The 12,592-nt window shown below is 54.9% G+C and carries 8 protein-coding genes; 4 read left to right on the top strand and 4 right to left on the bottom strand.

The genetic code is table 11. The features are described 5' to 3' along the window. Window positions 1-8 precede the first annotated feature (8 nt). Window positions 9-1,766 (top strand): RagB/SusD family nutrient uptake outer membrane protein, encoded by a 1,758-nt coding sequence (locus ABDW36_RS16505; protein ID WP_343703029.1) that lies wholly within the window; start codon window positions 9-11, stop codon window positions 1,764-1,766. A gap of 22 nt (window positions 1,767-1,788) precedes the next feature. Next, complete coding sequence (locus tag ABDW36_RS16500; protein WP_343703028.1) at window positions 1,789-3,255, top strand: sulfatase; 1,467 nt, start codon at window positions 1,789-1,791, stop codon at window positions 3,253-3,255. A 438-nt stretch (window positions 3,256-3,693) separates the two neighbouring features. Here the strand turns inward: ABDW36_RS16500 and ABDW36_RS16495 are convergent, their stop codons facing one another. From ABDW36_RS16495 to ABDW36_RS16480, 4 genes are all read right to left on the bottom strand, one after another. Further along, window positions 3,694-6,189, bottom strand: a complete 2,496-nt coding sequence (locus tag ABDW36_RS16495; RefSeq protein WP_343703027.1) for a DUF5686 and carboxypeptidase regulatory-like domain-containing protein — start codon at window positions 6,187-6,189, stop codon at window positions 3,694-3,696. Between the two features lie 75 nt (window positions 6,190-6,264). Further along, window positions 6,265-6,624, bottom strand: coding sequence for a hypothetical protein (locus ABDW36_RS16490; protein ID WP_343703026.1), 360 nt, complete (start codon window positions 6,622-6,624; stop codon window positions 6,265-6,267). A gap of 122 nt (window positions 6,625-6,746) precedes the next feature. Further along, the gene (locus tag ABDW36_RS16485; protein WP_343703025.1) at window positions 6,747-7,940 is read right to left on the bottom strand and encodes an aminotransferase class I/II-fold pyridoxal phosphate-dependent enzyme; all 1,194 of its coding nucleotides are present in this window, start codon (window positions 7,938-7,940) and stop codon (window positions 6,747-6,749) included. A gap of 19 nt (window positions 7,941-7,959) precedes the next feature. Beyond that, window positions 7,960-8,379, bottom strand: a complete 420-nt coding sequence (locus ABDW36_RS16480; RefSeq protein ID WP_343703024.1) for an OsmC family protein — start codon at window positions 8,377-8,379, stop codon at window positions 7,960-7,962. A 161-nt stretch (window positions 8,380-8,540) separates the two neighbouring features. Here ABDW36_RS16480 and metX point away from each other — a divergent pair, with 161 nt between their 5' ends. Then, on the top strand, window positions 8,541-9,563 hold the full coding sequence (gene metX / locus ABDW36_RS16475; protein ID WP_343703023.1) for a homoserine O-acetyltransferase: 1,023 nt from the start codon (window positions 8,541-8,543) through the stop codon (window positions 9,561-9,563). Between the two features lie 212 nt (window positions 9,564-9,775). Further along, window positions 9,776-12,526, top strand: a complete 2,751-nt coding sequence (locus ABDW36_RS16470; protein WP_343703022.1) for a TonB-dependent receptor — start codon at window positions 9,776-9,778, stop codon at window positions 12,524-12,526. The last annotated feature ends 66 nt before the right edge of the window (window positions 12,527-12,592 follow it).

Raw genomic sequence — 12,592 nt, 5'->3', positions numbered from 1 at the left:
GTGGAAACATGAAACTGTTTAAATATATACTACTGCCGGTACTTTGCAGCGTGATGCTGTTCTCCTGCTCCAAAGACTGGCTGAAGCCTGAACCGCTTTCTTTCTTTGCGCCGGAAAACCTGTTGATAGATAAAAAAGGGTACGAAGCCTTTATGATCACGCTGCGCAAAAACCTGCGCAACTCCTTTTACGGAGAGCTGCATACCGTTGTGTCAGAAGGCGTATTCTCCGAGCTGGGCGCCGCCGGGCCGTTGAACAATAACGGCATCCGTAATATGGACCTGCAGGTAACACCCAGCGCAGACGGCAACTACTCCGTGCTGGACAACTATGAATGGAGCTACCGCCCCATCCGTGTAGCCAACACCGTTATTACCCGTATAGACGCCATTACCTGGGCCAGCGAGCAAGACCGGAACAGCATACTGGCGGAGGCCTATTTTCACCGCTCCTACTGGTATTACCTGCTGGTGCACGAGTATGGGGACGTGCCTTTCATTGGCAAGGAGCTGACCACGCCCCGGCTTGATTTCAGGAGCCATGCCCGCACCACCATTCTGCAGAAGCTCACGGAAAACATGGAGTTTGCCGTGCAGTGGCTGCCGGAAACCACTTCGCCCGGCGCTCCTTCTAAAGCTGCCGGTCTTCACCTGCTCACCAAGATCTACCTGGCCACTGGTAATTTTGAGAAGGCCGTTACCACCGCTACGGCGGTGATTGGCGGCAAACATAAACTGGTACAGGCCCGCTTCGGCATAGACGCGTCCAAGCCGTACCGCAACTACATCTGGGACCTGCACCGTCCGCCCAACATTCATACCGCCGCCAATACAGAAACCATCCTGGGTACTATAGACCGCTGGGAGCTGCCGCAAGATGCCCGCACCAGCGGCACCTTCACCATGCGCAACTATACGCCCACCTGGTGGACGCGCGTGCTGGACAGCCGGGGCGCCAACGGCACGGTAGACAATGGCCTGCAATACGACAGCCTGGGCCGCGGCAATGCCAACCTACGCCCTTCCAACTACTATGAATATGAGCTGTGGACAGACCCCAACGACCTGCGCCGCCGGGACGGCAACTGGATATTCAAGGAAGAGCTGAAATACAACAATCCCCGCTCCGTAGACGTAGGCAAACCCATAGATCCCAACAGGCTGCGCGCAAAGGCAGACACTTTCCAGCACTACTTCTCCTTCCCCTACTATATTGCCTACGTGCCGCAGGGCGGCGCCGGCCAGGTGCCCAACGGCGGCAATGGTGACTGGTACATTTACCGCCTGGCGGAAACCTACCTGCTGCGGGCGGAAGCCTATTACTGGCTGAAAAACTACGCCGCCGCCGCGGAAGACATCAACGCCGTGCGCCGGCGCGTAAAGGCCAAAGAGATCACCGCCGCAGAGGTTACCATTGAGTACATACTGGACGAACGCGCCAGGGAGCTGTACGCGGAAGAGTTCCGTAAAACGGAATTGACGAGGATTTCCTATATTATGGCAACAAACCACCTCAACGGGTACACGCTGGAGAACTTCAGCACCAAAAACTACTGGTATGACAGGGTGATGGCCAAGAACAATTTTTACAGAACGCACCTCAAATGGGGCGAGAACGAATGCCGCATCAGCCCTCACCACGTGCTGTGGCCGGTGCCCGCGGAGGTGATCAACACCAATACGCTGGGCATTATCAACCAGAACATTGGTTACCCCGGCGCGGAAAAGAACCAGCCGCCGTTGACGGAGATCACAGATAATGATTGATGAAAGGAACAAAATGAAATACATGCACCACATCAGGCTGACAGCCCTGCTCCTGCTGGCGCTTGGCCTCACTGCCACCGCACAGCAAAAGCCGAACGTACTGTTCATCTGCATTGACGATCTGCGGCCGGATTTCGGCTGCTATGGCAACAAGGAGGTACACTCTCCCAACATAGACGCATTTGCCGCCAAAGCGGTAGTGTTCAACCGGCAATACGTGGCCGTGCCTACCTGCGGTGCATCGCGCGCCGCCCTGCTCACCGGCCGCTACCCGCGTACAAAGGTGGGGCTCAGCAACGATGCCGCTGAAAAGATGATGGCCGGCAAGCCTCGCGGAGAAAAGCCGGAAACCTTCATCGAAAACCTGCGCCGCAACGGGTATTATACCGTAGGCATCGGCAAGATCAGCCACTCCGCAGACGGTTATATTTATCCCTACACCGCGCCCCGCAGCAACGAGCTGGAGCTGCCCAACAGCTGGGATGAAATGCTGATGGACGCAGGCAAATGGAAAACCGGCTGGAATGCATTCTTTGCCTATGCAGACGGCTCCAACCGCCAGGGCAGGAAGGGTGAAGTAAAACCCTACGAAGCAGGCCCGGACAACGACGATGCCTACCCTGACGGGCTCACGGCGGCGCTGGCAGTAAAAAAGCTGAAAGAGCTGGCCGGTAAAAAGCAGCCGTTCTTCCTGGGCGTGGGTTTCTTCAAACCGCACCTCCCTTTCAACGCCCCGGCAAAATACTGGAAGCTGTATGACGAGTCCCGCATTTCGCTCACGCCTTCTCCCGGCATCCCTGCCCATGTAAGCACCGCCAGCCTGCACCCCAGCGCAGAGTTCAAGTCTTACAAGGCCGGAGATGAAAAGCCTTCCCTGGAAGGCCCGGTATCAGACGCATACGCCCGCAAACTGCGCCACGCCTATTATGCCGCTATCAGCTACATTGATGCGCAAGTGGGCAAACTGCTGGCCGCACTTAAACAGAATGGCCTGGATAAAAACACGATCATCGTGATCTGGGGAGACCACGGCTGGCACCTGGGAGATGACCTGGTTTGGGGCAAACACACCATCTTTGAATGGTCGCTGCGCAGCGCCCTGCTGGTAAAAACACCGGGCATGCAGCGCGGTTTCACCTGTGAGCGGGTAGTGAGCGCCACAGACATCTACCCCACCCTCATGGAGCTTTGCCGCGTAAACACCCCGGTAGAAACGGACGGCGCCAGCTTTGCGCAGCTGCTCACCGCCCCCGGCGCCGCGCCAGACTGGCGGGACCTGGCTTACAGCTACTTCAGGCAAGGCATTACCGTACGCACGCCGCGCTACCGCCTTACAAAATACTTCCGTGCAGAAGAGCCCACCGTGGAATTGTACGATCATCAAACAGACCCGTATGAGAACCGCAACATTGCGGCGGAACAACCGGCGCTGGTGAAAGCGCTGATGAAGGAATGGGAAAAAGGGAATACCGGCGTGTTCGGGCAATAGGTACAACCAACTGCAAACCTATAAACCCCGGCACAAAAATGCCGGGGTTTCACATTGTTTACATTTATATCATTATTGTGCCATAACAACACATAACCTCCCTTTACGAACCTGCCAGCTGCCGTTTGATGCAAACATCACCAAAGGCCATTTTTAGCGCTTTCAGGCCGCATTTTCCCGCCCGACAATCCAAGTATCCAAACCGTCACAAAAACCCAAAATCAGGCAAATAAGAAAGAAAAACACAAAAAACACGCCCAGCCTGCTGACATCCTCCTGCCATCCTTCGGTGATCCTTCGGTGTTGTTCGGTGGCAGTACGGGTTTGAGGGAGTTTAACCGAAGGTTGACCGAAGGATCACCGAACGTTCACCGAAGGATAACCAGGTAGCGGGCGTAAAAAATTTATTGCACACATCCGCAAACAAACTATAAACTTTTATTCAAACCTGAACGCGCTCCCCAATATTCCCCCGAAGCCCACGCGTACGCCTATACGCGTATCTGCCTGGCTCTGGTAACCGGCCACCACATCTACCCGTATCACTTTAAAAATGTTTTCCAACCCGGCAAACACCTCCACGTAATTATTGGCCCTGTTCACATAAAACGCGTTGGAACCGGCCACCAGGTTCCATTTCAGCCGGTTGAACAAAGGTATCTTGTTGGTCAGCAAACCGTTGAAATGATGCTCCACGTTGGCGGCAGCGTAAAAGCCCGCGGAGGTGCTGTACTGGTAATACGGCGCCAGCTGGAAGCTGTTCACGTACTTGATGTTGTAAAATGTCTGGTTGCCGTTGAAATGCTGCAGGTCTGGAATGCTGACAGATTTATTGTTGAAGAAGCCGCCGGCGGAAAGGTTGTACTGCAGCGCGCCCAGCAGCTTGAAGTTCATATCGTCCCGCACGCTGAATTTCCATTTGTCAAAATCACCGTCTATAAAACCTTTGGTGTATTGCAGCGTAAACGTAGGGTATTTGGAACCAATGGCCTGCTTGTAGCGCGGGTATTCAATAAAACGCTGGCCGGGCTGGTAACGCAGCATGCCTGATACGGTCAGCACCTGCTCCCGCTCAAAAGGAAGGGCCGCCAGCTCCTGCGGGTGGTTGGGCGTAAAGGTTTTCCGGGCGTCTTTGAACACCACAAAATCAGTAGTGTTCTCTACTGGTATGCGGCTTTCGTAGTTCACTTCCGCGCTCAGGTGCATGGCGTTCTGGAAGTTGCGGGAAAACTGCGCCCGGGTAAACCAGATTTCGTACAGCTTCATGTAGTTCTCTTTCAGCAACAGGGTGTACAGCGAGTTCATAATGGGGCCAATGGGGTTTTCCCGGTTGAACTGCTGCACTTTTTTACCGCCTTCCAGCGTCCATACATTGCGGGAGCCGAAGCCGTCTTCGTTGTTGCCAAAGAGGCGCAGGCCGGTGTACGCGTTGAGGTGGGTATTGTTGAAGCCGTAACGTACATTATTGGTCCACGTAAGCACACGGCGGTTGGGCAGGCTGAAGGTGACGCTCGGCTCAATGACCATGGACACGCCTTCCACCGTGTTGTAGCTGAGCCCCCTGATGAGGGAGCGCATGTTGAAACGGTGGGCCTGTATAGTAGTGTCCCGCCGGAAATACCAGGTATGGCCCCAGCCGTTCAGTACTACATCATCCAGCTTTACCGGCTGCGGTTTTTTGCGCAGGGAATCAAGGTGGTAGCGGGAGCGCGAAGAATCCCGCCGCGCCTGGGCAATGCTGTCTTTCACTTTGAAGTCTCTCGCCTCATCGGCCTCCAGCGGCACGGGGCGTATGCTGTCCCAATATTGCAGCCCGCGCTGGGCCGCATCCTTTTCATACTTCATGATCACCTTGTTGAAAAAGCCTTTCGGGAACACGGGGTGGAGGTTGTAGTTGGAATACACCTGCACGGAGTTGCCCACTACATCAAACCCGAACATTTTCAGGGCCAGGTATACCACCTGGTCTTTGGTGCGCCATACTTCCGGCGTAACGGGCACATGCGTTTGCCGTATCACCAGCGTGTCCAGCAGCTCCAGCTGGTATTCTTTGGTGAGCATCAGGTCTGTGCTATGAATGCGCCAGTCATCTTCCGTGATGAAAATATGCCCGGCAAACAGCGGCTCGTATTTCCTCCGTGGTATTACCTTGATCTTGTTCACCAGCTTGCCGTCATCCATAAAAGAGCCTTCCAGCCGGTATTTGTAGTAGAAGATGGCGTTTTCGGAGATGGGGGAAATAAAGCCGCGCGGCCCCAGCTGCGAGGTAATGGCTTCTACATTGTTGTCGTAAAAACTGATGGTGGCCGGAATGCTGAAACCCAGGCCGCCGCCGCTTTGCCGGCTGGAAATAACGTCCAGCTTGGTGTTGGGCGCTTCGTAAGAAACACGGGTAACGGATTCTGACAAGCCGAAAATGCCCTTGCCCGTAGAGTCTACCCCAACATCTTCCGTATCTATTTTCTGGCCGAATACCTTTTTGGGCATCTTCCGCATTTTGGCCTGCAGCTTCATATAGGTGTCTACCGTATATTTTTTGACCTGCTGCTGGTAAAAAGAGCGCTTTTTGATAGCCTGGCGGATGATGGCGTAGGCAGGGTCTTCCCCGCCTGATTTGATGACCACTTCCCTGATCTGCAAGCTGACAGGCTCCAGCACAAAATCTGCCTGTACTTCGGCGCCAGTGGCCTGTACGGCCTTTTCCACCTTTTTATAGCCCATGTACTGGCAAACAATGGTATAGCTGCCGGCCGCCACTTCCAGGTGGTATACGCCGTCTGCATTGGTGGTTACGCCGTTGGTGGTGCCTTTGATCATGACGGTGGCAAAAGGCAGGCGCTCGCCTTTCTGGTTGGAAACGGTGCCTTTGATGAGGGTGGCTTGGGTTTGAACAGCAACGAACAAAAGCAGGGAAAGGAGTAGATATTTCATCATATGTCAAAAATAACGGATGGCCCTACACGGCATACGCCCCTGCCGCTGTTTTAAAGCAACTTTAACAAGTGGTGCTCAGCCTCTCCCTGCGGGCTTCCTGTACCGCAGTACAGAAGCGGAAAGCGCGCTGAGCGCCCCTACTATACCACCCAGCACCGCGGTGATCACCACCATCAGGCCTGGGGAGGGAGACTGGAGGATGAGGTTGGCCATGCGCGTAGCCAGAATATGATCGTTACGTACATCCATGACAGTGGCCAGCACGCCCCAAAGCAGGAAAACGGCCAGGAAGCCGCTGATGAATGCCTTGCCGGGCGGCTGCGGGTATAACAGGGCTATTACGAATGCGGCCAGCGCCACGCTCCACCAGTCCAGAAAAATACCCAGGATGTAACCGAGCAGGGCCGTCAGCAATAGGGAGAGGATAAAACGCATAGAACAGACAATATAATTTAAACAGTACTCAATTTAAGGAATCCTGGAAATATGGGGCAGGTGATGTTTGGGGTGGCAAACAATACCGGGCGCAACGTCAGCGCGCTGCGCCCGGTATTCATTTATTTACTGGCGTCAAGCGCCTGTTCAATATCCTGCAGAATGTCTCCGGCATGTTCCAGGCCAACGGAAATGCGGATGAGCCCGGGCGTAATGCCCACGTTCAGCCGCTCCTGCTCGCTGAGCTTGGCGTGCGTGGTAGACGCCGGGTGAGAAGCAATGCTGCGGCTGTCTCCCAGGTTGGCGGTGAGGCTCAGCAGCTCCAGCTTGTCAAGGAAGCGGCGCCCTCTTTCCAGCCCGCCTTTCAGCTCAAAACAAACAATGCCGCCGCCGCCTGTCATTTGTTTTTGGGCAATGGCGTATTGCGGGTGGCTGGGCAGGAAGGGGTATTTCACCCATTCCAGGCTGGAGTTGCCTTCCAGCGCGGTGGCCAGCGCCAGGGCGCTGGCGGAGTGGCGCGCCATCCGTACATGCAGGGTTTCCAGCGCGCGGCTCAGCACCCAGGCGTTGAAGGGAGACAGGGCCGGCCCGGTGCTGCGGCAAAAGGCCCGCACTTCGTCTACCAGCTCGCTGCGGCCCAGCACAATGCCGCCCAGCACGCGCCCCTGCCCGTCTATCCACTTGGTGGCGGAATGCGTTACCAGGTCTGCGCCCAGGGCCAGCGGCTTCTGCAGCGCGGGCGTAGCAAAGCAGTTGTCTACGTTTACGATCACCTTGTGCTGCTTCGCTATTTTCACCAGCGCCTCCAGGTCAACCAGGTCAAGGCCGGGGTTGGAAGGCGTTTCCACGAAGATCATTTTTGTATTGGGCCGTATCAGCGCTTCCACGCTTTCCGGTTTGGTCAGGTCAAAATACGTATGCTCAATGCCCCACTTCGGCAAAAACTTGGTAATAACGGTATGGGTGGAGCCGAATACAGAGGCGGAAGACAACAGGTGGTCTCCCGTTTTCAGGAAAGCCATGAAGCTGCCAAACACGGCGCTCATGCCCGAAGCGGTGGCAAAACCTGCCTCCGCGCCTTCCAGGGCGCACATGCGGTCTGTAAACTCCTGTACGGTAGGGTTGCTGAAACGGGAATAGATGTAAGCGTCCGTTTGATCTGCAAAAGCGGCGCGCATGGCCTCCGCATCTTCATAACAGAAGCTGGAGGTCAGGTACAGCGGGCCGCTGTGTTCCATGTGTGAGGTGCGTTCGGATTGTATCCGGATGGCCTGGGTTTCCGGGTGCCAGGTTGGTTTGTTCCTTCTTTTCTTCATGCGCTTGCTTTGAATCTGCCTATTGATTGAGCTTTATTTCCCAGGTAAGGCTGGTTTTGCCCTGGCGCAGCGTTTCCGCCACGGAGCAGTATTTGTTCATGGACAGCTCTACGGCGCGGGCCGCTTTGTCTGCATCTATGTTGCCTGTAAGGTGAAACACAATGTGCGCTTTTTCCCAGAGAGACGGCTCTTTGCCCTTTTCCCGCTCCGCCTCAATTTCAATGCGGAAGTCTTTGATCTCCTGGCGCTGCTTCTTCAGGATCATCACCACGTCTATGGCGGAGCAGCCCCCAAGGCCCATGATGAGCATCTGCATCGGGCGTACGCCGTTGTTCTTTCCCCCGTTCTCTACGGATGAGTCCATCAACACCTTGTGGCCCTGCTCGTCCACTGCCTCCATGTTAAAACCGTCGTCTATTCTCTGTAAAGCGATCTTCATATGTGTTTGCTGATTTGGTTACAAATTTACTGGTAAACCGGTAAAATAATAAATAACCGGTAGTATTATATGACAAGCCGCATTCATAAAGCCATAATTGATTACATGTAATTTGTAATTCGTATCTGACTTTTGTAGGTTTGCGCAAATTTTGTTAGCAGGTGCCATTGCAAACCTTCCATAGCCATCAACCATTTACGCTCGAGTCCGGCGCGGTGCTGCCGGGGCTGGAAATTGCCTATCATACTTACGGAACGCTTGACCGGCATGCCAGTAACGTGGTGTGGGTATGCCATGCCCTTACCGCCAATTCGGATGTGGCTGACTGGTGGCAGGGCCTCATTGGAGAAGGGCGGGTAATAGACCCTGCAAAACATTTTATTGTATGCGCCAACATACTGGGCTCCTGCTATGGCAGCTCAGGGCCGCTTTCTGTGAACCCGGCCACCGGCGCGCCCTGGTACCGCACGTTCCCCCAGGTCACCATCCGGGACATTGTGCATGCGCACATGCTGCTCCGCAAACACCTGGGCATAGAGCAGATACACCTGCTGGTGGGCGGCTCCATGGGCGGCTACCAGGTAATGGAATGGGCCCTCATGGAACCGGAGCGTATCAGCAAGCTGTTCCTCCTCTGCACCGGCGCGGCGGAAAGCCCCTGGGGCATTGCCGTGCACACCGCGCAGCGGCTGGCCATTGAAGCAGACGGCACCTGGGAAGAAGCGCAGCCCCAGGCGGGCGCCAAAGGCCTCAAAGCGGCCAGGGCCATCGGCATGCTCACCTACCGCAACTACCACACCTTTGTGCGCACACAAACAGACCCTGACAAGGAAAAGACAGACCACTTCAAGGCTTCCTCGTACATCCTCTACCAGGGAGACAAACTGGTAAAACGCTTCAACGCCCAGAGCTACTGGCTGCTCACCAAAGCCATGGACAGCCACAACATAGCCCGCGGACGGCACGAAGAAATATTCACCACCCTGCGCCAGATCACCCAGAAAACCCTGCTGATAGGCATTACCAGCGATATTCTCTGTCCCCCGGAAGAGCAGGTGCTGCTGGCTACCCATATGCTCAACACCATCTACCACGAAATAGACTCTCCTTATGGCCACGACGGGTTCCTGATAGAGTTCGAAAAGATAGGCGGCATACTGGCCGGTTTCCTGGAGCAGGAATAATTATATCAGATTTATTCAGCCCTTTAATTGACTATTAATCAATCCATTAATAGATTTTTTTTCATTTATCCAAAAAACCCTTAACTTCTGGGAAGAATTTAAAAACAGTTGTAACCCTGGCGCGTGCCGCATGTAAATTTTCTTTATATTTAATTAAAGCACTGTTTAAATACCTTTCAGATCAGCCAAACTCCTCATTAAATTCTCACTTTATGAAATGCACTTTACGTATGCAGTGCCTGCTGTTTGTAATGTTGCTGGCAACATGGCAAATAAGCCCGGCACAAACCCAGCACACCATTACCGGTACCGTTGTTAACTCCTCCACGGGCCAGGGCATGCCCGGCGTAACGGTTTCCGTGAAAGGCGCCGCCAGCGGGGCCGTTACCAATGCCAACGGCGAGTTCAGGGTCAACACTACCCGCTCCCTCCCGCTCACGCTGGTATTCTCCTATGTAGGCTTCAAATCTCAGGAAGTGGCGGTTGCAGACGCCTCCCAGGCCGTTAACGTACAGCTGGCCTCCACGGAAATACTGGGGCAGGAAGTGGTGGTATCCGCCAGCCGCGTTGCCCAGAGCATCCTGGAATCTCCGGTGTCTATTGAAAAGCTCAGCACCCGCGCCATCAGGGAAACGCCCACGCCCAGTTTTTACGATTTCATCAACAACATGAAAGGCGTGGAAAGCAGCGTGCAAAGCCTCACCTTCCGTTCCGTAACCACCAGGGGCTTCAATGCCAACGGCAACACCCGCTTCAACCAGTTCATAGACGGGATGGACAACCAGGCCCCCGGCCTCAACTTCTCCGTGGGCAACATTGTAGGTATCTCCGAGCTGGACGTGGAAAGCGTGGAGCTGCTGCCGGGCGCCTCTTCCGCCTTGTACGGCGCGGGCGGCACCAACGGTACATTGCTCATGACCAGCAAGAACCCGTTTGATTACCAGGGCCTCAGCCTCCAGCTGAAAGGCGGCATCAACCATGTTGGCAACTCCCCGCGCGGCCAGACCGGTTTCATCCCGGAAATTACGGCCCGCTACGCCAAGGCCTTCGGCAAATTCGGCTTCAAGGTGAACGTTTCCTACCTGCAGGCTAACGACTGGTGGGGAGCGGATTCTACCAATTTTGACCGCATTACCCTGCAAACCAAAGGCGGCTTCAGCCACCGCAACGATCCCAACTATGACGGCATTAATATTTACGGGGACGAGATCAATAACCGCTTTGACGCCACCGGCGGCCTTTTGAACGGCGTTACCGTGTCAAGAACCGGGTTCAGGGAACAAGACCTGGTAGATTACGATACCAAGAGCCTCAAAACCAATGCGGCCTTCCATTACCGTTTCAACTCCGAGCTGGAGCTGATACTGCACGGCAACTGGGGCATGGGTACCAGTGTGTACACGGGCGCCGACCGCTATTCCCTCAAAAACTTCAACCTGGGCCAGTACAAGATTGAGCTGAAAGGCAAACGTTACTTTCTCCGGGGGTATACCACGCAGGAACGTTCCGGGGAAGCCTATAACGCCACCGCGCTGGCCTCGCTGCTGAACGAGTCTTACAACCCCAGCGTAATCCGCAATGGCGCCGGCGCAGTGATCGGCGGCTGGTTCCCTGAATATGCTACGGTATACAACCAGGCGCGGATGGGCGTATTCCCCGGCGCGCCGGGCATAAAAGACAGCGTTACCGCCCATTCCATTGCCCGGGCGTATGCAGACAGGAACAGGCTGACGCCCGGCACCCCGCAGTTTGACAAGGCGATGGATTCCCTTACCAGCCGCTACATCGGGGTGGGCGCCGGCAGAGGCGGCGCCAAGTTCAACGACAAGACCAATCTCTACCACTATGAGGGCATGTACAACTTCTCAGACCTCATCAAAATATTTGATCTGCAGGTGGGCGCCTCCTACCGCCGCTACGCGCTCAATTCCGAAGGCACCATTTTTGACGATGCCGTCAATGACATCAAGATAGATGAGTACGGCGGCTTCCTGCAGGTGGGCAAAAAACTGGCAAAAGACCGGATAGCCTTGCTGGGCTCTGTGCGGTACGACAAGAACGAGAACTTTGAAGGCCGCTTCACGCCCCGCCTTTCCGCCGTGTTTACCGTGGCGAAAGACAATAACATCCGCCTCTCCTATCAAACCGGCTTCCGCATCCCCACTACCCAGAACCAGTACATAGACCTGCTGGTGCGCGCCAATACACGGCTCATCGGCGGGCTGCCGGAAATGTATGAGAAGTACAACCTCAACAACAACAAGGGCTATACACAGGAAAGTTTCCAGCGTTTCCGCCAAACGGGCAACCCGGCAGACCTGCAGCAGTATACGCCGCAGCCCTTCAAGCCGGAAAGCGTGCAGGCCTATGAAGTTGGTTACCGTGGCCTGATAGCCAACCGGCTGCTGATAGACGCTTATTATTATTACAATTCCTACAAAGACTTCATCAACATCATTGCGCTCATCCAGAGCCCTGACGGTACGCTGCCGGGCCTGGCCAATCCCAATATCTTCTCTACCGTGAACAATAACCCGGACAAGGTGGTGACGCAAGGTTTTGCATTGGGTCTTGACTACGTGGTGAACACCTGGCAGGTGAGCGGCAACGTATCTTATAACGACATGACCAAAGCACCGGTAGGGCTTTACAATGATTTCAATACGCCCAAGGTGCGCTTCAACCTGGGCCTGGGCAACAGGAACGTGTACAAGAACCTCGGCTTTAACGTGAACTTCCGCTGGCAGGATGCCTATATCTGGACTTCCACGTTCGCTGTGGGCGAAGTGCCCTCTTACAGCACGCTGGATGCCATGGTCAGCTACCGCGTGCCTTCCGCCAAAGCCACTATCAAGCTGGGCGGCTCCAACGTGCTGAACAAGTATTACACCACCTCTTTCGGCAACCCGTCAATTGGCGCTGTTTATTATCTCAGCCTCACGTTTGACGAGCTGCTGCGGTAACCCCTCCGGCTCCTGTTTATTTGCCATAATAGCGAAGGCCCCCCGGTAATCCGGGAGGCCTTCTAT

Source organism: Chitinophaga sp. (assembly GCF_039596455.1).
In the GTDB taxonomy this organism is placed as follows: Bacteria; Bacteroidota; Bacteroidia; order Chitinophagales; family Chitinophagaceae; genus Chitinophaga.
The sequence above is the reverse complement of the archived record's forward strand: the minus strand, read 5'-3'. Positions and strand labels throughout refer to the sequence as shown.